Below are 20,828 nucleotides of genomic sequence, written 5' to 3' on the forward strand. Positions count from 1 at the left end.
TGCGACCGGTGGTTCGCATCTTTCGTTGGCACGTCCGTTTTGGTCGTATCCACCTTCAAGAGCAACGCTTCGCTCGTTGCCGTATCGGAGCCGCGTAATGGCGACGGGCAGAGGGGGTTGGGTGAGGCGTGCTTTCTAGATGTATCCAGCCGACATCACTGGAAGTTCATCACGTCCCATCCTCCGAGCGAGCTGAATCCGCACACGACGCGCGAAAAGTATTTGGCGCTCATGTTCACGTAATGGCCGCATACGTCGCCCGTTTGCTGCCCATAAAAGTCGCAATTGGGACAGTTCGGGTTGTACGCATCGGCGCACGCGTCACAGCCTGAACAACCCGCTTGATCCTTTTCGGCCCACATCTGATTGAGGCACCCCACGACACCATTCGGCCCAGCCCCCAAACATTCATTTTGACCCGAACCATTGCATGACGGAAAAAGCCCCATGCCCCACGCCCCGTGAGGCTTGTTGTTCATTTCGTCCCACGTCGCCTGCTGGTCCGCGCAAGGCTCGGCCTCTTTCCACCGCTCGAGCGGCGGAAGCGACTTTTCGGCGCGTAATGCATTGATGTGATCATAACACGCTTGCCGCGCCGCTTCGTACGGATCCGCCGAACCGCTCGAACTGCTGCTGCTGGCGCTGGAGCTGCTGCTGCCCGAGCTACTGCTGCTGCTGCCCGCGCCTCCCATGCCGCCTTGACCCGAGCTGCTGCTGCTCGCTGCATTGCCACCTACACCCCAAGTGCCTCCATCACCGCCTTCGCCGCCACCTCCACCGCTCGCCCCACCTCCAAGCGATCCGGTACACCCTCCGATCGCCATTGCCGCAAGACAGAACAAAATCCTCGATGTCGTCGCTTCATGCATGGTAAAAAGTCCTCCAGTCACATGGAGACTACCGCAAATGCCATCGCGAAGCTACGGCGATGCGTAAGGCAGAAGCAGTGAACAAGACAATCGATGCATTCACGGACGACGCGCTCGGTACTTTGGATGCGGTGGGTGTTGCCGAAGCCATTGCGACCCAAAAATTTCCGTCGCCGAAGCCACGGATGCCGCCATTGCTCGGATCGAGAAGGCCAATCGGGACCTGAACGCCGTCGCGGTGAAAACCTACCACGACGCTCGCCGCTATCATACGTTGCCTCGCGGCAGTGTGCTGTATGGTGTCCCGACGCTCATCAAAGACAACGACAATGTCAAAGGTCATCCCACGCAGCACGGGACGGGCGCGTTCAAGTCCAAGACGGCGAAGAATCACAGCCCTTTCGTGCGGCAATTTTTATCGACGGGGGTCAATTCATTGGGCAAAAGCACGATGCCCGAATTTGGACTTCTTTGCAGCACGGAGAACGAACGCTGGGGCATTACGCGCAATCCTTGGAACACGGCGTATACGACGGGAGGTTCGTCGTCGGGTTCGGCGGCCATGGTGGCTTGCGGCGCCGTGCCCATTGCAACGGCCGATGATGGCGCCGGGTCGATTCGAATTCCCGCGGCCGTATGTGGTCTCGTCGGGCTGAAACCTTCCCGCGGGCGGCTCGTCGCGATGGAAGGCACACACCTCATGCCCATCAACATCGTTCATCAGGGCGTCTTGACGCGATCGGTACGCGATACCGCAGCGTTTTATGCGGCCGCTGAAGCTTTTTGGCGCAATCCTCGATTGCCCGAAATGGGATACGTCCGGCATTCGTCGAAAGAGCGGCTGCGCATCGCGGTATTCGAAAACCAGCCTCCGGGGCGTCCGGGCCACATCGACGACGACACGTATCGCGTGCAAATGGAGACGGCACGGCTGCTCGAATCGCTGGGACATCGAGTTGCTTGCATACGAGTGCCGCTCGACGTGGAGGAGCTGACGGCGCATTTTTTGAATTATTATGGCATGCTGGCCTATTTCGCGAGCCATTGGGGTGAATGGATCCACGGGGCGAAAGTGGACAAAGAGCAGCTCGAAAGGTTCACGATGGGGCTTGCTCTGAGGTTTCGGCGGAACGTGCTGGAGATGCCGCAGAGTCTTCGCGTATTGCTGAAGGCAGCGGCGGAGATCGAGCGGCTTTTCGAGGGGCGGTACGATTTGCTGATGTCGCCGGTGGGTGCGCGAAAAACGCCGCAGATAGGGTTCTTCTCGCCGGATTTGGAGTACGATGAAATATGCCAGCGGGCATCGGATTATGCGCCGTATACGGGGCTGCAAAATGTGACAGGGTCGCCGTCCATTTCACTGCCGCTCGGTGCGGATTCCGATGGAATGCCGATCGGCGTGCAGTTCACGGCGAAAATGGGCGAAGATAGGCGGCTGCTCGAATTGGCCTACGAGCTCGAAGCGGCAAAGCCGTGGCGGATGATTCATCAACGATGACTGCCGGCTTCACGTCGCGGTAAAATGCGACTCGACCGCGAACAAAGGTCCTCGCCTACCACCTTCGCTGCGACTCGACCGCGAACAAATGCCCTCGCCTACCACCTTCGCTGCGACTCGACCGCGAACAAATGCCCTCGCCTACCACCTTCGCTGAGGGTCGACCGCCAACAAATGCCCTCGCCTACCACCTTCGCTGAGGGTCGACCGCGAACAAATGCCCTCGCGCACCACCTTCGCTGAGGGTCGACCGCGAACAAATGCCCTCGCGCACCACCTTCGCTGAGGGTCGACCACAAGCAAAAGCCCTCGCGTGCCACTTGCGCTGGGGGTCGACACTGAACAAAGGCCCTCGCCTGCGACCTTGGTTGGGGGTCGACACTGAACAAAGGCCCTCGCGTACCACCTTCGCTGGGGGTCGACACTGAACGTCATCCGAGCGAAAGCAGTGGCGGCAAATCTGGGTGGGGAGCGCGGGCGCCATTTCCGAATTCGTCGGGGAATTCAAGGATGACGCGATACGATTCGTGAGCGATACGCGTTCGGGGCACGAGGCAAAGACGCTGACCTCTTTTGGCAACGACTTGCAGCCGGCAACAAGAAGCAGTCGGCGCCCTTTGGGTCAGGACACCCGAAGAGCGGCAGCCTCGAAGAAGTCGAAGCGGTAGCGCGCTACGGATGTAAAAAGAAGCCGACATTATCGACGCTTCTTGTTTACACGCGAGGCCAATCCGTCTAGCGTATCGTCATGATGCAGAACCGCCTACCTTCTTCGCGCTTTGGTCGGGAATCGTGGTTGTTGCTATGCGTGGGCGTCGGGCTGCTCGTCGCCCCGTCATCGTGCTCGGGCAATGGCGGCGGCAATAGCCTCCCCAATGGCAGTTCGTCGAGCTCCGGTGACGGTGGTGCAGGCGGAGGCGGAGGCGGAGGCGAAGGCGGAGGCGGGAGCGGCGGGGGTTCGTCGACCATTGGCAAATACTGCGATGCCAAAGCACCTTGCCCCATGGGTTACGTGTGTGAGGAGGGTGCGTGTGCCCTCGATTGCGGAACGAACGCGCGCTGTGATGGCAACATTTGCTGCCCCTCGGGTGAAGTTTGTTATTTGGGAACGTGCACGACACCAGGTGCCGTGTGTAGCGGCGGTAGTGGCATGGCCTGCGTTGCTGCTCCCTGCCCGACCGGCGAGCAGTGCGACCCGAGCCTCGGTCATTGCATGCCTGTTCCCAAGTCGCTCGATTGCACCTATCAACCCAATACCAATTTCGAGCCGACGCTTTTGTGGGCTTGGAACGGCGCGAGCCAACATCCGGGATTCAGGCTGGCGATTACGACACCCGCGGTTGCAGACATCAATGGCGATGGCGCTGCCGACGTATTGATCACGGTGACCGACGAGCTTCCGGGCGGGCCTGGTCCTGGAGGCATTCTGTGTGCGCTGTCGGGCGCGGGTGATTGCAATGGCAAACCGTCCGAGCTATGGTGCACGTCGCCCGCGGACGAGCGGCTCAATGTGCTCGGGGGGATTGCCGTAGGCAACCTGGATGGCGACGGGAAACTGACCATTGTCGCGCCTGCCGCCCGCTCGGGAGCGATGGCGGCCAAAGTGTACGGTATTGTCGGCTTCGATGCGGCTGGTAATCGATTGCCACTCTTTGGCACGGATGCCAACGGTGCGCCGGTGAATATGCTGGTGTATGCGGGTGCGCCATCCATTGCCGATTTGGATGCCGACGGTGACGCGGAAGTGTTCGTTGGATTTACCGTATTCGACAAAAACGGTCGACTCGTTTGGCAAAAGCCGGGCGCCACGGGTAACGGGAATTATGGTCCGCTCACGGTGGCGGCCGATCTGGACGGTGACGGCAAATTGGAGATTGTCTCGGGAAACATGGCGTATCACGCCGACGGCACACCGGCTTGGGTAGCTCCAGCAATCGCCACGACGCTTGCGGATGGCTGGCCCGCCATTGCCGACTTCAATGGGGATGGTCAGCCCGAAGTCGCCGTGGTCACGTCCACGGGCAACACGGCACAAGTACGTATTTTTGATGAAAATGGCAATGCCTTTGGGTCGGGATTGGGCTCATTGCCGGGTCGCGGCGGGCCACCGACGATTGCAGACGTGGACGGCGACGGAAAACCGGAAATTGCCGTGGCCGGTCAAAACTCATTGAACGTCTTCCGCGTCGGCGCCGCGCCCGATTATCCCATCACGCTTTTGTGGCAAGCACAATCGCGTGACTTTTCGTCGAATTTCACGGGCTCGAGCGTGTTCGATTTCGATGGCGACGGCAACGTCGAAGTGATCTACGCCGACGAGTGCTTTGCGCGTGTCTATGACCACCAGGGCGGCGTTCGCTTCGAGGTCCCGAATACGTCGTGCACGGGCACCGAGTACCCCGTGGTCGCCGACGTCAATGGCGATGGCAAGGCGGAGTTCGTGGTGGTGTCGAACAATCTCATCGGCACGAGCAGCGCGTGTGCGCCCTACGCGCAGGCGTGTGTGGACCTTTTTCCGGGTTACGCGCCCACGACCGGCGTGCGGGTTTATCGCGACGCAAAAGACAATTGGGTCTCCACACGCGCCATCTGGAATCAGCACAGCTATCATGTGACCAATGTGTGCGACGGACGCGATGCCGTTTGCCCACCCAATGCCAATGGCGTCGGCCGCATTCCGCAAAACGAGCCGTCGAGCTGGGCGTTCCCCGCCAACGCTCCGCTCAATCGTTATCGCGCCAATGCGCGCCTCGAAGGCACTTTTTCCGCCCCCGACCTCCGCCCCTATCACGCTCGAGCGGATCTCTCCACCTGCCCCGGCGGCCTCATCTTGCGCGTAAACGTGACCAATGCAGGAGCCGTGGGCGTACCGCCCGGGGTCCCGGTTGCATTTTATTATTATGCCGAGCCCGGCCACGTGCGCACGCTCATCGGCGTCACGGCAACCACCAAAATGCTATTGCCGGGCGCAAGCGAAAGCGTGAGCCTGACTTGGACACCGCTGCCCGTAGAGCCGCCGGCCAAAATGGAGTTCGAAGTGGTCGTGGACGACAATGGTATGGGTGCGGGAGCATTCAACGAGTGCAACGACACGAACAACGCGGCTTCATTTGACGCGGCATGCCCAGGGATACCCAAATGACACACGACACGAGGTATCTCGCTGGTGGACCGTAGCTGTGCCCAGGAAAAATAACCTCGAAATTCCGGCTTGGGTGGGCTCGTGGCGCTTGGCAGGCCCGCGGCGTCATTCCGGATCGCAAACGCCGATGCAATGGTGAGTGACGACGCCCGTCACCAAAAACTCTTTGATGATTTTCTTTACGGTGGGAGAATCCACGGACGAGCCATGTGCGCCATTTTCCATGGGCGCGAGGTTTTGTTTGGGCGGCAAGGGGTCGTTGTTTTTCGTGTCCACTTGGAGCAATGCCGATCCGTCGATGGGCATCGTTTCATTGGGCACGCCAGGCACGTCGTAAATTCCCAGGGCGCTCATGGGAATGCCGTACGTGCGCGCCATCATTTCCGTCGCAATGTTGCTGACCTGGCTGTCGTTGTATGCTTCGACGAGCAGAATGCGTTTCTGCGGATTGCCCGGGAAAGGATCGCGCCACAAATGGTCGGCATACGTGCCAGGCTCGGCGAGGTCGTATTGCGATTGAAACGCTGGCAAAAGCAGCTCACGCTCGACCGAGTCGCGATGATAGATGTTCCAGATGCCTTCGATATCCGGCCACGAAGTGTTGCGCCAAACCATGAGCGAATAAACGCCACCGCCGACGACGAGCCCTCCATGTTCGATTTGTGGAGCCATTGCCATGACGGTTCCACCGATGATGCCGCCTTGCGAGCCGCCGAGGTAGAAGACTTCGGACGTATCAATGATGTTTTGGCCATCTTTTTGCAATTCGGGGGCGTTGCCGAGGTCTCCTTGGGCGAGGTATCCAGCGGTGGCGAAGTTGACGGCGGATTGCAACAATCGTTCGGGAACGGTGTGCCCGCTCTTCATGTTATGGGGGAAAATCGTTCCGCCGAGGACGTCGATGTCGCGATAAGACATGCCCCAGAAGTCGATACCGATGGCAATGTAGGTTTGCGCGTCATTGGCGACGTAAAGGCTTCTTCGCCGCTGCCGAGCAGGCCGTGGCCATATACGTATACTTTTGCGGGCACGCCGGCGTCCCAGGCATCGCGCGGGATGGCGATGTACATATCGGCGTCGACGAGTTTTTGGAATTGAGGCAATCCGGCTGCATCGCGCGCGAAGACTTCGCCGGGGCCGCCGTCGCCCGTGAGATAGCTCGGCACTTTGAACGTGCCTTTGGCGGCGATTTTGAGGTTCGGCAATTCGGGTGGGTCGACGCGCACGTCGGTCAAGGTAAACCCGAGGTTGCCTGCGGCGGCACGCATTTTCAAGTCCGGCAGGATATGGCGCACGTCGCGGGTGAGCACTTCATTCGAGGCGGTGGTGAAGTCCCAAGCGAGCTGCAAGGATTGGCGCGGAATACCGGCTTTCTCGAGCGCCGCGAACATGGTTTCGTATTGAGGCCGCAATGCTTCGATTTGGGGCACGTCCGTGGGCAACTTGTCGCGCAAGGCTCGAAACGCCGGCGACGGTTCGATGGGTTTGCCCGTAGGATCGACCAGATCGCGCACGGCGACGACGTACCGAGCACCAAAATCCAATCGTTTCATGGGTCGCACGAAGACGGCTTGCCTATCGGCCGATGGCGCGCGGGCGTCGATTTCGGCAAAATGGATCCATTTTTCGCCCGTGTCCGCGCGCAGAAGAATCGTCAGGCTATTTTCGGTCAGAGATTGGTCCACATCATCGATGGGTGGGAGGTTTGTCGGGTCGACGCCTGCTGGGAAAAGGAATCGAATTTGCGAATTGGGGGAGAAGCCATCGAAGCGACCATTGTAATCGGCGACGGGAAAGGGTTCGTCGGACGCATTTCGAGGCACGACGGTATCGTCATAAGCGAGCCGGAGGCCCGTCGCCGTTGCTTCGTCGGGCGAGGTAAACACGTTCGAGGGCCACGGGTACATGCATTCGCCGCTCGAGGGGATTGCATCCGCGTTCGATGTCGGAAAGGCCGATGTCGACGCATACGGCATCGATGCAGGCTTGTTCGGGGCCGCAGGCGCACGACGACGCCGCCGGCATGGTGTCGGGCGAACATGCGGGCAATGGCAAGGCCAGCGAGGCAACGAGGAGGGCGAGCGAGGGAAGGAAGGGGTTTTGCCATAGCAGCGATGGTACAGGGTTTTGTGGACGGAAGCTAGATGGGAAAGCGGGTGGATTTGGCCGGGATGGGTGTGCGAGTCGGGTTGCGCGTGACCAGGGAGCGCTGCTTGCGTGGGAGGCGACAGGAGGGGAGCGCATCGGTAAGGAAGGGGGGGGTCGAGGGATGCGATAGCGGAGCATCGTCCGTCCACTCTTCGCTGGCTCCTATACTTGAATTATTCTCGGCCGACCCTGAGGCCGAATTTGCCGACATCCTTTATCCCAACGCCGCCCGAAAATAATTGGTAATGTCCGAGTACACGGGCTTTTCTTTCAAACTGTAAAACACCTCAATGACCTGCACGTTGCTGGAAAGCCCCGCAGCCGCTTTGACGAGCTGGTACACCTCGGGGATGGTCGGGGCCTTTCGACGTATAGGATCTCTGACGGCACGCCAGGAACATCTTGCCAGCGGTCACCTTGCTCCCACTGCCCAGCCACGCGCGCATCGAGCGCCGCGAGCACATCCCCAAGCCGCTCGCTCGCTGCTTTCGAGGCCAGGTTTCGATGCTCCCATTCCCAAAACGCAAATCCCGGTTTGGTAGCCTTGGCCTTCTCCAGCATCGCCACGAGCCACCGCACTTCGGCAATTCGCGATTCGAATACTTCGATGGCCCGCTCGAGACCCGAGATTTCCTCTTTCAATTCGCTAATGCTGCGTTCCATAGGCCGATCGCTCATCGAGGCTTGAGGAATTCAATACGAATTCGGCGAGGTCGAAGTACTCGACGCCCGGCTCGCGCTCGTGCCGCGCCGCGAGCATGATCTCCACAATGCCTGCCTCGTCTTCGCGAGCGACGGTTCTCAGCGTATCCAGCACTTCCTCAATGGTCGGGCGAGTGGGTGCATAGAGCTTCTCTCGGGAAACTCCTTCGATTTCGACCTGCTCATGCTCGGGCGTCGGATTTCCAAGGAGCCGATTCTGGAGCGCCGTCATGGCTATTCAGAACTGAGCTTGCCGTTGTTCGGATTGTAGAGCTTGCAGCTCCCAGTCGAGCAACGAGGTGCCGTGGGTTCGGCAGCTTCGAGTCCGTCATGCGCAGAACGGTCCACCGCAACGTGCCCCATTCATCCTCGAGCCGATCGAGTCGATTGCGCAGCTCTTTGACCTTCTGTTCGAGGTTTCTCGTTCGTTCTCCATGATTTACCTCGTCACAACAATGCGCTGATGGCGCCCATGACGGCTTGACGAATGACATTGGCTGTGCCTGCACTCAGCTTGAAAATGCCATGTTTATCACACAAAGCGTAAAACAATTTTCACCGACTGCTCTCTCCGCGACATCTGGAATGCTGGCGATATCATCCAACACGTCGGCAATTTTGCTCGCGTGTTTGAGAAATGGTCCTGCTGCGGCCGCATCGAGTGCCGACACGATTTTCCCAAAGTGCTTATTTCCAAGTCGAATGCCCTTGGCTACCAACCGGACGGCTGCGGATACCGTCTTCGCTTTTGCCCCCTTCACGCTGGTCTGCGCCGCCTGCTCTCCTTCCTGCGACGCCTGCGCGCTACTACCATGCGCCATGGGAATCGCAAACAGGCTTGCGGCGGCGAAACTTAGCATCAAGGCGAACCTGCGTACGAACCGCGTCATTGGATGACCTCCCGTGCCGTGGCTCGACCATCCCCCGGACTTGTCGGATGCTTGTTCTGATTCGCGCCGAGAGTTTGGGGCATCGTCGCACTTAGGGCAAGTTTTCGTGGTCTCTCGTTCCGGGACTCGAACTCGAAGCTGCACGAGCGGTCGATGTGAGCGACGGCGGCTCGGGGCCACGAGTCGCGTCGTGCTGCGATGGGAAACGCCTCGACGCCAGCTTCGTACAGTTCGCGGATGATCGCGTTGGCTTGCTGATCAGCGCTCACCGCGGAGCCTCATCAAACCATTCCAACTTCGCTGGTTGAACAGGAGCCGCTCCCAAGGGGTTTGTCGCATCGCATCGCGAATCTGCGATCGGTCGACATCGGCCACGGCGGCGATGATGTCGGGGTCCTCGACGGCAAGGCGCCTCAGCACGGGCCCCACGATAAGATCATCGTAGAGCGCATCCGAGAAAGGATGAAAGTACGCTTGAAGCGTTTCGTCGTCGTAGCTGGGCCGGGGCACGAGGGGAGCGTATCGGAGTGTGTGGTGGGTGTCGAGGGACGCCGTGACGGTTGTGGGCGTGCCTCGCTTTGGGGTTTGCCCATTACCATATAAAGTTCGACCCATTCAATGAGCGAGGCGTGCAAAGTAGTTGCTCGCTCATCGTGTAGACGGGCCAGCCCATGTCGGAAAATCAGCGTATCATTGAATCACGTCAGCGCTGGACAGCCGATCTTGCGCAGCGCGTGAACCAAGTCACTCTCGAGTGCCTGAAAGGCTGGGAGCCTACGAAGCGGGCCGAAGTCTGTTATCAGCTCTCCAAGACGATGAGTGTGCACGTTTGGTTGAAATTGCTTGGCACGCCGCCCGTGGTACCCGCTCGCCACGCGAAGCAGTGTGTGCAATAGCGTTTTGGGATCCGGTTCGTTTTCAATGCGGGACAGGTCCGGCAAATCGAGCGGCATCTTGCCATTTGGGCAACCAGCAGCGCGTCGAATAGCTATTTCATCGAAAATCAACCACGCTTCCTGCATTCTTACTGGAATGACACAAACCACAGGCTTCGATGTTGCATCGCTGACGGCTTGCTGAATTTCTGCAATGCGTTTTTCGCAGCTTTCACGCTCGGCATCGCGATGCACGAAAAGCAAATCGCAAGGGTAAAGCGAAACAGCCACACGAATGCGTTCCGTCAAGGTCTTTGGGACCTTTGGAAGTTTACGCAAGTCCGCCCATTGTGGCTCAAAACAAGCCGTGGTGTGGCGTTCGATGAGCCAATTCAGAATGTACCGAAGGACAGCATCGGACGAGCCATCCGCAAGCAGGGTATAGCGCATCGCATGCACGTTCAGTTTACATTCTTGAAAAGAGGAAGCAGCATTTGGAGATCTTTACGGTCTTTCACCCGACGCCTGGCGAAATGTTGCTCGTCACCACCTTCCGTGGCGTTGTCGGCATCCCTTGCGTCGTCTTCTGGATCCTGCAACGGATTCAAATAATCGAGCAAAGCGCCACGCGAAACGACAGGCACGTTGTTTCTCCATGTATCCGGTAAAGCAGCTAATGAGAGCATGGTAGCGCGCGGTGATGTCGTCGGATCCTTGGCCGCGTGAGCAAACAGAAGCGCATCATCGGGAACCTCCGCAACGACCAATGGTGAATGCGTATTGATGATGACCTGCCGCAGAGGATTATCGGGACCAACGGGCTCTGTCGGATCGACGGCAATTTCTTGCAAGAGCCGCAGCATGGGGCGAATACGGCTCGGGTGCATGCCATTTTCGGGCTCCTCCAAACAAATCAGCGCACGTGGACTGGAATCCGCTTCCATTACCGTAAGAGCAAGAAATCGCAAAGTCCCGTCAGATAATGAACCAGCAACATGAGGCGTGCCGAGCAGGTCGGTCATGACGACGTTGAGGAGTTGTCGGCGCTCATCAACGTCGACGGATATGGATCCGACATTTTCAATAAGCTCTGATAATCGATTCGCAACGCGTGCGTAAAGATTTTGATCGCCACCGGGCTCACGCTGGGCTGCGCTATGCGCCAAGTGGTAAAGGGTTGCCGGCAAGTGGTCGCCGCTAGCGCCAATCGTATGGGGGGCCGTGAATGGATCTGCAGACCGTAACGCGGATGGCTCAAGCTGTAGCTCCATCCAGGACTTCATTTCCTGTCGGGCCAAGACCAATGTTCGGTGCTCAGCGGCATTGTTGACGCTGGAAAGCATGGTTCGGGGGAGGCTATGCGCAGGAACCTTCCGGGGGCGGCCTCCAGTTCCTCCGCCGGCGTCGGCATGCAATGAAACAATGGAATGCTCAGTTGATATATATGAGCTCGTGCGGCGCCCCTGAATGACCGATTCAACCCACGCTCGTTTTGAAGGGAATCCAAGAGACTTCTTGGCCGAGCTTTTGTTCAAATGCTTGAGATCTTCATGAACGAGCTCGATGCCGCCTACGGGCAATCCTGTAGAATCCCCTCGATAGCGAAGCCCCAAGCGATATTGCAAATATGTCATCGATGCTTCGGCCGGCTGCCCAAGGTCGTCTTCGCCTCGCTCAGGAATGATCATTTCGACGAGGAAATGCATTTCATCCGCCATCGTGTCGCCCGTTCGGCGAAACAGACTGCGCACATCTCCCGTCCGACCTGCCCCACCCCGAACCGACAGCGCCGCATCGATGAGCGACTTGTCTGCAAGAGCAGACAGAAATGCAATTGCGTCGAAGACGTTCGACTTGCCAATGCCATTGGCACCTGCAATGCAGGTGAACGGACCCAATCGGACGTCAATATCGATATTCTTGAAGCCCTGAACTTTTAGGCGCGTGAGCATGTTTACAGTGGAGGCGCCGGGAATCGAACCCGGGTCCGCAAGGCCTACAATTCACCTTCGTTCACGTGCGTAGTCGCCGTATCCCCGGCGACTGGGTCCGTGAATTCGGTCACGACCTATCCCTCGCTAATCTCGGTCACGCTATCGAGGACTCCCTCGCGCAACCCAGCTCTAGTGGTTGACACCCTTCGGATACCAGAACGATCTCTCCGTCGGGCGGCTATCGTCGGTTATCAGGCCGCGAGAGCGTATGCGTTGTCGTTCGCACGTATGACGTCCCGCTTGGTAGGCGGTGCAGGAGCCGCCAGCACGCAGATGAATCTTCAGTCCCCACGTCGAAGCCGATCGCCCCCTCGTGGTCGCCCAAGCCACGATGACCAGGGCGCCCCCCATCATAGACCATCGCCCTGCGTGGTCAAGTCCTCCCAACAAGTACTGAAGTGAGGTCGTAGTCCAAATTTTTCCGGCGCTTGCGGGGGGTCCCACTGTTCGAGCCCGCGCAGCGGGCGAGTTTGGGGGGAACCGCTAGTGCCGGAAAAATTCGGACTGCGACCGGGGTTGCAACGCCTAGACGACTCCCCCACGCTCGACTAAAGCACCTCGCCATGGGAAAAATGGTGCAGTGCGTGAAGCTCGGCCAAGAAGCCGAAGGCCTCGATAAGCCGCCTTTCAAAGGCCCCCTCGGTGCTCGCGTCTTCGACAACGTGTCCAAAGCCGCCTGGAAAATGTGGCTCGAACACTCCAAAATGCTCATCAACGAATTCCGCCTCGACCTCATGAGCGAACACGGCCAACGCATCTGGATGAGCGAGTGCGAAAAGTACTTCTTCGGCGAAGGCGCTACGCTGCCCCCCGACTTCAAACCCGAAGAACCGAAGTAATTTCAACTATTTCGGGAATCCAAACGCAAGGACGAAGTCCGCCCCAGGCGCGTGACAATCCGTGCAAATGCTCGGTTTGCCCGAATATAGGCTTTCGCCATCCGCAGACCACTCGACCCAAAACCACTCGGACCCGCGCTTCTCCATCGCCGCCACGATGTCCAAATCCCCATCGCTGTCGTACCCATCCTTGGCGATGATGGACCCGTCCGGCCACGCCGTGATCGCCGAACCTCCAAGCGCCCCCTGAACCACGTCATTGACGAAAATCTCGACCGCATCGCTGTGCGGAGCACTCGTCGGCATGCGCGCGGCATATCCAGGCGCCCGATCCCACGATTGGTACTTCGCGTCGTGAATCCGCGTCCAAAGGTCCTGCGCTTCGTCCGGCGCCTGATCATCCCGACAACCAGTCGTCCCAAGCGCCACGCCAATCACCAACGTAATCGCACACTTCCGTAACGTCATGTCGTACCCCCGAAGCTATTCTTGGACGTCAAACGATCATCACGGCACCTTCGGCGTCGGCACCTCGCCCCCTGCACGCACGTAATACACCACCGCCTTCGACAACGACTTCTGCGCCCTGTCGCACGCAGCGTTCGTTTGACCGCGAGACAAACCCTTGCAGGCCTTTTTCATCTCGCCCTCCTTGAGCGCTATGCGTCCATCGCCGAGCAGCTTCTGTTGCAGCTCGTCATCGAGCCTTCGCCACGGAATCGGCGCGTAACCCGGCTCCGGCGGATACCACTTGCGCAGCTCGTCCGCGTTCAGCGACGCGCACATCCCATCCCAACGAAGCACGTCGTACGCGCCACTCGCGCCACTGACGACCATTCCCCCGGTGTTTGCCGGACGAAACGCCAGCACAATCACCTCTTCGTCAAACGATAACTTTTGCGAAGTCGACCCCGCGCCACCCGATGCGTCCCACGCTTCCGTGTTGCGCGCCAAATACATCCTTTGCCAAGGCGTCCCTTTGGCAAAGAGCGAAAGCGCAATCGACGACGCATTGGGCGCAGAACACAGATGCTTCGTGAATGCTGCAGGCGGAACACAAACCTCACCGCCGTCCTTCGCACACGCCGTCGGAAATTCGACCGCGACCTTTGCTGGCGACGATGGCGCTGCTTCCACCCCCGCCGAGGCGCTCGAAGCGGGTTTCTCGGAAGCTTCGCCCGCCTCGGGCAGGGTGCTCTCCTTCGGCGACGAACCGCCACAAGCGGGCAAAGCAAGGGCAAGAACGAGCATCATCCAGGGACGGGCGGGATCGGTCGGGGCGGAGACCTCGAACATGGCCGGACGAGGGTAACCGAAGCCGAACGAAGCAAGGACGTGAAAAACAGCCGCTCGTGGAACGACGAAAGGCAGCCCGCGACCCGCTTGACGTAGCCCCTCGAGGAGCGGACCCTTGCACACGGCAGCGGTAGACAACGGCGATCTTTCTTGGAGGAACCCATGCGCTTGTTCGTCCGAACGCAAACTTTTCGCGTCTGTGTGATGTGTGCCTTGACAGGAATCGCCGCGCTGGCCGGTTGCGGATCGAACGCGGAGACCACCGCGAGCGTTGGAACCACGGCTGCAGGAGGCAGCGGCGGAGTGCTCACGGGAGCGGGCGGCGCCGCTGGCACTGGAGAAGGTGGTGCAACGTCCTCGTCGTCGGGATCAGCGGGCGTTGGAGGAAGTGGAGGTAGCCCCAAGGCAAAACTCGGACCTCCCTACCCCATCGTGCTTGCGCACGGATTCTTCGGATTCGAAGATTTCGCAGGCGCTGGGTTTCTCACCTACTTCTACAACGTCAAAGAGTTTCTCTCGGCACAGGGAGACCTCGTATTCACGCCTTCGGTCGATCCGTTCAACACGTCGGATTTCCGAGGCGCTCAGCTCGTGGAAAACATCGAACAGATCCTCGAAGTGACGGGGCACGAGAAGGTGAACATCATCGGCCACTCGCAAGGAGGACTCGATGCGCGCGTCGCGGCAAACCTGCGCCCGGATCTCGTGGCGAGCGTCGTGACCGTAGCGACGCCGCATGGAGGTTCGCGCATCGCGGACGTCGTTCTCGAGCTCGTCGCGGATCCGAATGCACAAGACGCGATCAACGATCTGCTCGTGCTCATCGGCGCGCCTCTCTATGACGAGATCGGCAACGAGACCAACGTGGTTTTACCTTTGAAACTCTTCAGCCAGGAAGGAATTGCCGCGTTCAACAAGGCGCATCCGGACGAACCCGGCGTGTTCTACGCGTCGGTTGCGGGTCGGACGGATCTGCATTTCGGCGGCTCGGCGTGTAGTACGACGGTGAAGCTTCCATTCATCCAGGACTGGCAAGGGAAGCTCGACACGGTGGATCCGCTGCTGTCGGTTTTCGAGGCGATACTGGATGGGGGAATTGGTGATCCGTATCCGAACGATGGTCTCGTGCGCGTTGCGGATTCGGAAGCGGGGTGAATTTTGGGGATGTCTCCCGGTGGATCACTTGGACGAGGTTGGGCAGCTTTTTGGTGACTCGGCGGGTCTTGGTAATGCGTGGAAACATCAAGACTTTTATGCGTCGGTCGTAGCGGAGCTGCGAAAGCGCGGATTTTAGCGGGCTGCATTGCCCCGGCTGGAATCGCGACCTGTGGCAATGCCCGCGGTCGCATTTCATTTCTGCAATGTACTGAGTCCCGAGTCGACTTTCACGGGCAGGCTCGTGTATATGTGGATGCGCTCGCGTCCACGTGACCGGAGCATGCGGAGGTTGGTTTGGAAGACGGTGGCCAAGCAGCGGAGATCGAGCGGCTCAGGGCTCGAGTAGCCGCACTCGAGGAGCAGCTTGCGGAGCGGGAGCGTTCCGCGGCGGCGGCTCGTGCGGAGGCTGCGGCCCTGCGCGCGATGATCGAGCAGCTCCCCATTGGGCTCATGGCCGCGGACTCCACGGGCAAAGTGCTGGTGGTGAACGCGACGGCGTTGAAGATCGTTGGCGATGGGACCGTCGATCAGCCTCTTGACGATGTCGTCTCGAAGTTTGGGATTTTCGAGCCCGACAAGACGACCGTCATCAATCCCGAGAACATACCGCTGGCGCGAGCGATGCGTGGCGAGGTCGTTCGCGGGGCCGAGACGTTCATACGAAGCCAAAACTTTCCCGATGGTGCGTGGCTCGAGTCGTATGCGGCTCCGTTCGCGACTGCGGACAACGAAGTGACTGGCGGGGTGATCGCGCTTATCGATTGCGGTCAGCGCAAGTTCCTCGAAGAAGAAGCGACGGCGCAGAATGCGGCGCTCACGGCAGCCGAGGCCGAGAAGCTCGAGATCATCACGCGCCTTCGCACGGCCGTCGAGCAACTGTCGACTCCGATCCTCGAGCTGTGGGAGGACGTGCTCGCGCTGCCCGTGATCGGCATCGTCGACTCGCGACGCAGTGCGGAGATGATGGAGCGACTTCTGCAGGAGATCGTGCAGAAGCAATCAAGGTTTGTCATTATCGACCTCACGGGAGTCGAGGTGATCGACACGTCGACGGCTGATCACTTCATGAAGCTCGTCAAGGCCGTCGGGCTCATTGGTGCGCGTTGTGTGTTGACGGGGATTCGACCGGCGGTAGCGCAGACGTTGGTCGATTTGGACGTCAGCTTTGGTCAGCTCGAGACCCTGCGGAATTTGCGACACGGGCTGCGGTACTGTTTGCGGTGGCTGGACAACGAAGGCGTCTAGCGTGTGGAAAGAAGGCCAGGAGGGCCAAGCGTCATGATGATGGAAACGCAGCGAATCCCGATTGTACGGCTTCAAGGAAAGCTCATCGTCTCGATACAGACAGCGCTTTCCGATACCGTCGTCGATCGCTTGCAACAGGATGTGGCGACTGCTTGTGAACGCGGTGATGCGCGAGGGCTCGTGGTCGACGTTTCGGGCGTCGACATCCTCGACAGCTACATCACGCGAAGCCTTCGGGATCTGGCGGTGATGGCGCGTCTCATGGGGGTTGAAACGGTCGTGTGTGGCCTGAGGCCCGCCGTTGCCATGACGCTCGTGGAGATGGGTATGGAGCTGCCGGGCGTTCGCACGGCGCTCAATCTCGATCGAGCTTTGGCGCTCCTCGACAGCCTCCAGCCCGTTGGATCGGCCGGCGACCTCGTCGTTGGCGACGACGACGACGAAGAGGATGGTGAGGCGTGACCAAGGTTTCTCCGGCTGAACTGCAAAGGAGGAGGCGCGCTCGATGAACGAGATTGCGGGGGAGGTCCTCGCCATCTTGCGACGCTACTTGTCGGATCCGACGAGTCGCTCGCTACTCAGTTCCGCAGCGCGGCGGGCGAACGTGCGTCTTGAAATGGTGACGCGCGCCGATGTGCCTTCGCTCGTCAAAGAACTTGGACCGGGCTTGAACATTTTTCTCCAAGAGCCGGAAAAGCTGCAGAACTGCAAGAGCCTCTTGGCGCTCGTGGCCACGGAAAACAGCTCGCCTGCTACGTCGATGGGCTCGATGGGTTCGCTGGGCTCGATGTCGATGTCGTCGTACGAGCACCACGCTCCCGTGGAAAACCGCGCCGACGGGATCACCGTGCCGATTCGCGCCGAACACGATGTCGTCCGCGCCCGCACGCTCGGCAAAGACATGGCCAAGCAGCTCGGTTTTTCCGACGTCGTGCAGACGAAAGTCGCCACCGCCGTGTCGGAGCTCGCGCGCAACATTTTCCAATACGCGGGCACCGGCGAAGTGCGCTTCCGACGCATCGAAGGAAAACGCCGCGGCATCGAAATCGTGGCGCGCGATCAAGGTCCTGGGATCTCCGATCCAGCGCTCATCTTGAGCGGCGCTTATCGCTCCAAGTGGGGCATGGGCGCGGGTCTTCGCGGCACGAAACGCCTCGTGGATGAATTCGAGCTCGATACCCATCCTGGCCTGGGCACCACCGTCCGAATCCGAAAGTACGCTGAGTAGCCCGTGGATGTAGGCACCGCACAGCGCCCCGCCGAAGGGGAAACCGTCTGTGGTGACGCCATGCTCGTCATCCATCGCGAACCACGTTCGCTCTTCGTCGTCGTCGATGGCCTCGGCCATGGACCTCACGCCGCCACCGCCGCTATGGCCTTCTGCGAATACGTCGAAGGGCACGCCGACGAACCTCTCGACGTGATGCTGCACGGCGCGGACAAGGCCGTTTCGAGCACCCGCGGCGCCGCCGCCATGATCGCACGCGTGGACAAACGCGCTGCAACAATCGACATCGCAGGCGTTGGCAACGTCGCCCTGCGCGCATGGAGCAAGGAACGCGTTCAACCTCTGCCCATGCGCGGCGTGCTCGGGCGAGGCATTCGCAACGTTCGCGTCTTTCGCTACGGTTTGTCCGTGGGCGATCTCTTCGCCCTCTATTCGGACGGAATCTCTGGAAGCTTCGATATCGACGGGATCAAACACCAAGGTGCGGCCACCATCGCTCGCTCCATCCTCGACGGGTACCGCAAGGCCCATGATGATGCGACATGCGTGGTTGCGCGCTATCTTGGTGCCTGATGTCCGCTCCCGGTAAAACCGCACTCGAACCGCGTACGTTCGACATAGGGAGCGAACACGAGCGATTCTGGTGTGCCGCCGAGGGCAAGCGATACGCGGCAGCCATCGGTTTCGATCCGACCGCGCAAGGCGAAGTCGCCATCTGCATCGCCGAGCTTGCGTCGAACGTTGCCAAGTTTGCTGGGCGCGGAACGATCACGCTTTCGATGGTCGACGACGGGCGCATCGGCTTGCGTATCGTCGTGGAAGACGCGGGCCCTGGCGTGACGGATCCCGCCACGGTGATGCAGGACGGGTTCTCCGAAGGCCGGAGGCTCGACCCAGGCACGCCACGCCGCACCGGACAAGGGCTCGGCGTGGGGCTCGGCGCCGTCTCGCGCATGATGAACCACGTGGAGATCGTCAACGTGCCTCAACACGGACTGCGCGTCGTGGCCACCAAGTGGCTCGACAACACGCGCCGATCCGGCATGCATCGCATGGGCGGCCCGCCATCCAACAAAGATCCTGGCAGCAATCGGTAGAGCCTCACCCCCTGACCCCCTCTCCACAAGTGGAGAGGGGGAAAAGACCTCACCCCCCGGCCCCCTCTCCACAAGTGGAGAGGGGGCGAAGAGTGCTCATCAGGGTGCAGGCGCGATCAGATCTGTTGCCGTTTTTCAGAACAGACGCGGTAGGTGCGTCTTTCTCCCCCTCTCCCTCTCAGGGAGAGGGGGCCGGGGGGTGAGGCATGCTCCCCCTCTCCCTCTCAGGGAGAGGGGGCCGGGGGGTGAGGCATGCTCCCCCTCTCCCTCTCAGGGAGAGGGGGCCGGGGGGTGAGGCTGCTCCACGTACTCCGTGTACTTCTCCATCAGCGCCAGGAAGATCCAGCGCCCGAGCACATCCGCTCCCGTGCCCGACGGGTGCGCCAAGTCCGCTCCGCCAAGCCCACGCTGCACCCAAATCCCCATCGATCCAAGGCCGCCCATCGCGCTCAGCGTGTCCCAATACGCGCAGCCCACTTCCGCTGCAACGTCACGCTGGATCGCGGCGAGCTTCGGAACCACCGGCCGACTCTTGTAGCCGCCTCCAGCTTTCTTGTCTGCGCGATCCATGGGGCCCACGAGCAAACACGACGAGTTTGGCAGGGCCGCACGCACTTGCCGCAGCACCTCTTTCATCGTCGATGCATATTGATCGAGCGGAAAAAGCTCGCCGTCCTCGCTCTCGTTCATTCCATATTGAAAAACCGTGAGCGCCGGATCGCGTGCACGCAGTTGCTCGGCGAAATGCGCATCGTCACTCTTGTCGAGGAACCTTATGCGGCAGCCTTGAATGCCGATCGCATCGAGCACCACACCGGGCGTGTCGCGCTCCATCACGACGCCAAACGCACGCACGTGTGGACCATCGGCTCGAACTTCGAGCTCATGAGGGCCGTCGGGTACGTCGTAGGTCGAAAACTTCGATACCGAAGTAGCGGATTGCGTGTCGATGGTTTCTCGATGCGCACCATCGACACTGATGACCATGGGCCCGCCTGATTCATGCGCGAGCCAATGGACGACGAACCTGGACACGCTCCGCCCAAAAGAACCCTTTTTCGCCGTAGAAAATCGCGAAAACGCACCCTTGCCGCGGGCTTTGAAAGACACGCCCCCAAGCCCGTAAAACCCATCGGATGCATACGGACCAACCACGCGACTGACCTTCCAACCCGGTGTCGAAAATCGCTCGACGTCGTTGTGGAAATACCCCGGCCACGCGTTCGCCATGAGCATGAAACCATGCCCGGCATCGCCAAAATGCTTCTGAAACTTGCGCCGCAACGTCGCCGTGACGAAATCGCTCGCCACGATCGAGTCACCGAAATACGTGATGCGCGCAATCGAACCAGGCTCCTTGCGCTCGACAGCACGCAGGCGCTTGAAGAACGCATCGAGCGCGTGGCCCGATGGATCCTCGATGGATCGAGGGGGTTTGTCCACCTTCGCCCCACCCGCAGGCTCGATGATCTCCGCCGCCGCCGGCGGCAAACTCACTTCTTCTGGTTGACTGAGCTCGGCTTGCGGCGTCGTTTCCACCACGAGCGGCGCTTCGCCCACGGATGCGACTGGCGCAGCGGCCGGTGCAACGGCGACGAGCCCATGCCCTTCCGGCAGCGGCGCAAGCAAACGGAGCCGTTCGAGCGACGGGTGCAAGTAAGGAATCGCTACGAACACGGCGAGCGAAACGAGCGCCAGCATGGTCGATGAATGCAAACCGTTTGTCCCGGCACGTGGCTCGCCGGATGAAAGCGGTTTGTCGGTGGCGGTTTGTCCTGCCGATGCTTGAAGCGCGGACTCGTCGGATGATGAATCGGCTTTGGGCCGAGCGGCAGTCATGGGAGCGT

General features: G+C 60.0%; 21 protein-coding genes, 1 other RNA gene and 1 pseudogene. 10 read left to right on the forward strand and 13 right to left on the reverse strand.

Features of this window, described 5'->3' with window-relative positions:
* Nucleotides 1–155 precede the first annotated feature (155 nt).
* The gene (locus tag IPM54_44255) at nt 156–869 is read right to left on the reverse strand and encodes a hypothetical protein (GenBank protein ID MBK9266785.1); all 714 of its coding nucleotides are present in this window, start codon (nt 867–869) and stop codon (nt 156–158) included.
* A 97-nt stretch (nt 870–966) separates the two neighbouring features.
* On the opposite strand from IPM54_44255, the gene IPM54_44260 reads away from it, so the two are divergent.
* Entirely contained in the window at nt 967–2,367 is a 1,401-nt protein-coding gene (locus IPM54_44260; protein MBK9266786.1) for an amidase, read from the forward strand.
* Nucleotides 2,368–3,115: 748 nt separating this feature from the next.
* Nucleotides 3,116–5,509 carry a VCBS repeat-containing protein gene (locus IPM54_44265; protein ID MBK9266787.1) on the forward strand — a complete coding sequence of 798 codons (2,394 nt, stop codon included), beginning with the start codon at nt 3,116–3,118 and terminating at the stop codon, nt 5,507–5,509.
* Nucleotides 5,510–5,614: 105 nt separating this feature from the next.
* Here IPM54_44265 and IPM54_44270 read toward each other — a convergent pair whose 3' ends face one another.
* Nucleotides 5,615–6,427: a hypothetical protein gene (locus tag IPM54_44270; protein MBK9266788.1), complete on the reverse strand. Its 813-nt coding sequence runs from the start codon at nt 6,425–6,427 to the stop codon at nt 5,615–5,617.
* Nucleotides 6,373–7,416, reverse strand: a complete 1,044-nt coding sequence (locus IPM54_44275) for a hypothetical protein (protein MBK9266789.1) — start codon at nt 7,414–7,416, stop codon at nt 6,373–6,375. Before IPM54_44275 ends, IPM54_44270 begins: the two co-directional genes overlap by 55 nt.
* Here IPM54_44275 and IPM54_44280 point away from each other — a divergent pair.
* On the forward strand, nt 7,415–7,618 hold the full coding sequence (locus tag IPM54_44280) for a hypothetical protein (protein ID MBK9266790.1): 204 nt from the start codon (nt 7,415–7,417) through the stop codon (nt 7,616–7,618). The genes IPM54_44275 and IPM54_44280 overlap by 2 nt on opposite strands.
* Nucleotides 7,619–7,927: 309 nt before the next feature.
* Here the strand turns inward: IPM54_44280 and IPM54_44285 are convergent, their stop codons facing one another.
* The 7 genes from IPM54_44285 to ssrA all read right to left on the reverse strand — a co-directional run bounded on the left by IPM54_44285 (nt 7,928) and on the right by ssrA (nt 12,429).
* On the reverse strand, nt 7,928–8,320 hold the full coding sequence (locus IPM54_44285; protein MBK9266791.1) for a hypothetical protein: 393 nt from the start codon (nt 8,318–8,320) through the stop codon (nt 7,928–7,930).
* Entirely contained in the window at nt 8,304–8,591 is a 288-nt protein-coding gene (locus IPM54_44290; protein MBK9266792.1) for a hypothetical protein, read from the reverse strand. Before IPM54_44290 ends, IPM54_44285 begins: the two co-directional genes overlap by 17 nt.
* Nucleotides 8,592–8,868: 277 nt before the next feature.
* The gene (locus IPM54_44295; GenBank protein MBK9266793.1) at nt 8,869–9,249 is read right to left on the reverse strand and encodes a hypothetical protein; all 381 of its coding nucleotides are present in this window, start codon (nt 9,247–9,249) and stop codon (nt 8,869–8,871) included.
* 258 nt (nt 9,250–9,507) lie between these two features.
* Nucleotides 9,508–9,759, reverse strand: coding sequence for a hypothetical protein (locus IPM54_44300; GenBank protein ID MBK9266794.1), 252 nt, complete (start codon nt 9,757–9,759; stop codon nt 9,508–9,510).
* A 188-nt stretch (nt 9,760–9,947) separates the two neighbouring features.
* Nucleotides 9,948–10,583: a DUF4276 family protein gene (locus tag IPM54_44305; protein ID MBK9266795.1), complete on the reverse strand. Its 636-nt coding sequence runs from the start codon at nt 10,581–10,583 to the stop codon at nt 9,948–9,950.
* Between the two features lie 2 nt (nt 10,584–10,585).
* On the reverse strand, nt 10,586–12,076 hold the full coding sequence (locus IPM54_44310; GenBank protein ID MBK9266796.1) for an AAA family ATPase: 1,491 nt from the start codon (nt 12,074–12,076) through the stop codon (nt 10,586–10,588).
* A 5-nt stretch (nt 12,077–12,081) separates the two neighbouring features.
* Nucleotides 12,082–12,429, reverse strand: a transfer-messenger RNA (tmRNA) gene (gene ssrA / locus IPM54_44315).
* Between the two features lie 252 nt (nt 12,430–12,681).
* Here ssrA and IPM54_44320 point away from each other — a divergent pair.
* Entirely contained in the window at nt 12,682–12,957 is a 276-nt protein-coding gene (locus IPM54_44320) for an oxidative damage protection protein (GenBank protein ID MBK9266797.1), read from the forward strand.
* A gap of 6 nt (nt 12,958–12,963) precedes the next feature.
* Here the strand turns inward: IPM54_44320 and IPM54_44325 are convergent, their stop codons facing one another.
* Together IPM54_44325 and IPM54_44330 are read right to left on the reverse strand one after the other, a co-directional pair.
* The gene (locus IPM54_44325; GenBank protein ID MBK9266798.1) at nt 12,964–13,425 is read right to left on the reverse strand and encodes a hypothetical protein; all 462 of its coding nucleotides are present in this window, start codon (nt 13,423–13,425) and stop codon (nt 12,964–12,966) included.
* A 39-nt stretch (nt 13,426–13,464) separates the two neighbouring features.
* Nucleotides 13,465–14,208 carry a hypothetical protein gene (locus tag IPM54_44330; GenBank protein MBK9266799.1) on the reverse strand — a complete coding sequence of 248 codons (744 nt, stop codon included), beginning with the start codon at nt 14,206–14,208 and terminating at the stop codon, nt 13,465–13,467.
* Between the two features lie 249 nt (nt 14,209–14,457).
* Here IPM54_44330 and IPM54_44335 point away from each other — a divergent pair.
* The 6 genes and pseudogenes from IPM54_44335 (at nt 14,458) to IPM54_44360 (ending at nt 18,981) form a co-directional block, all read left to right on the forward strand.
* Nucleotides 14,458–15,547 (forward strand): annotated as a pseudogene (locus IPM54_44335) (alpha/beta fold hydrolase).
* Nucleotides 15,548–15,705: 158 nt separating this feature from the next.
* Nucleotides 15,706–16,656, forward strand: a complete 951-nt coding sequence (locus IPM54_44340; protein MBK9266800.1) for an STAS domain-containing protein — start codon at nt 15,706–15,708, stop codon at nt 16,654–16,656.
* Between the two features lie 39 nt (nt 16,657–16,695).
* Nucleotides 16,696–17,118, forward strand: a complete 423-nt coding sequence (locus tag IPM54_44345; protein MBK9266801.1) for an STAS domain-containing protein — start codon at nt 16,696–16,698, stop codon at nt 17,116–17,118.
* Between the two features lie 331 nt (nt 17,119–17,449).
* Nucleotides 17,450–17,884: an anti-sigma regulatory factor gene (locus IPM54_44350; protein MBK9266802.1), complete on the forward strand. Its 435-nt coding sequence runs from the start codon at nt 17,450–17,452 to the stop codon at nt 17,882–17,884.
* A gap of 3 nt (nt 17,885–17,887) precedes the next feature.
* Nucleotides 17,888–18,457, forward strand: coding sequence for a SpoIIE family protein phosphatase (locus IPM54_44355; protein MBK9266803.1), 570 nt, complete (start codon nt 17,888–17,890; stop codon nt 18,455–18,457).
* Nucleotides 18,457–18,981 (forward strand): ATP-binding protein, encoded by a 525-nt coding sequence (locus tag IPM54_44360; GenBank protein MBK9266804.1) that lies wholly within the window; start codon nt 18,457–18,459, stop codon nt 18,979–18,981. Before IPM54_44355 ends, IPM54_44360 begins: the two co-directional genes overlap by 1 nt.
* Before the next feature lie 270 nt (nt 18,982–19,251).
* Here the strand turns inward: IPM54_44360 and IPM54_44365 are convergent, their stop codons facing one another.
* On the reverse strand, nt 19,252–20,820 hold the full coding sequence (locus IPM54_44365) for a hypothetical protein (protein MBK9266805.1): 1,569 nt from the start codon (nt 20,818–20,820) through the stop codon (nt 19,252–19,254).
* Nucleotides 20,821–20,828 lie beyond the last annotated feature (8 nt).

The organism is Polyangiaceae bacterium, assembly GCA_016715885.1.
In the GTDB taxonomy this organism is placed as follows: Bacteria; Myxococcota_A; Polyangia; order Polyangiales; family Polyangiaceae; genus Polyangium.

Coding starts and splice junctions, on each gene's coding strand:
- IPM54_44255 (MBK9266785.1), bottom strand. CDS start 869: ATGCATGAAGCGACGACATCGAGGATTTTGTTCTGTCTTGCGGCAATG.
- IPM54_44350 (MBK9266802.1), top strand. CDS start 17,450: ATGTCGTCGTACGAGCACCACGCTCCCGTGGAAAACCGCGCCGACGGG.
- IPM54_44295 (MBK9266793.1), bottom strand. CDS start 9,249: ATGACGCGGTTCGTACGCAGGTTCGCCTTGATGCTAAGTTTCGCCGCC.
- IPM54_44290 (MBK9266792.1), bottom strand. CDS start 8,591: ATGACGGCGCTCCAGAATCGGCTCCTTGGAAATCCGACGCCCGAGCAT.
- IPM54_44320 (MBK9266797.1), top strand. CDS start 12,682: ATGGGAAAAATGGTGCAGTGCGTGAAGCTCGGCCAAGAAGCCGAAGGC.
- IPM54_44275 (MBK9266789.1), bottom strand. CDS start 7,416: ATGTACCCGTGGCCCTCGAACGTGTTTACCTCGCCCGACGAAGCAACG.
- IPM54_44280 (MBK9266790.1), top strand. CDS start 7,415: ATGCATTCGCCGCTCGAGGGGATTGCATCCGCGTTCGATGTCGGAAAG.
- IPM54_44345 (MBK9266801.1), top strand. CDS start 16,696: ATGGAAACGCAGCGAATCCCGATTGTACGGCTTCAAGGAAAGCTCATC.
- IPM54_44310 (MBK9266796.1), bottom strand. CDS start 12,076: ATGCTCACGCGCCTAAAAGTTCAGGGCTTCAAGAATATCGATATTGAC.
- IPM54_44360 (MBK9266804.1), top strand. CDS start 18,457: ATGTCCGCTCCCGGTAAAACCGCACTCGAACCGCGTACGTTCGACATA.
- IPM54_44365 (MBK9266805.1), bottom strand. CDS start 20,820: ATGACTGCCGCTCGGCCCAAAGCCGATTCATCATCCGACGAGTCCGCG.
- IPM54_44285 (MBK9266791.1), bottom strand. CDS start 8,320: ATGGAACGCAGCATTAGCGAATTGAAAGAGGAAATCTCGGGTCTCGAG.
- IPM54_44270 (MBK9266788.1), bottom strand. CDS start 6,427: ATGTCTTATCGCGACATCGACGTCCTCGGCGGAACGATTTTCCCCCAT.
- IPM54_44325 (MBK9266798.1), bottom strand. CDS start 13,425: ATGACGTTACGGAAGTGTGCGATTACGTTGGTGATTGGCGTGGCGCTT.
- IPM54_44265 (MBK9266787.1), top strand. CDS start 3,116: ATGATGCAGAACCGCCTACCTTCTTCGCGCTTTGGTCGGGAATCGTGG.
- IPM54_44330 (MBK9266799.1), bottom strand. CDS start 14,208: ATGCTCGTTCTTGCCCTTGCTTTGCCCGCTTGTGGCGGTTCGTCGCCG.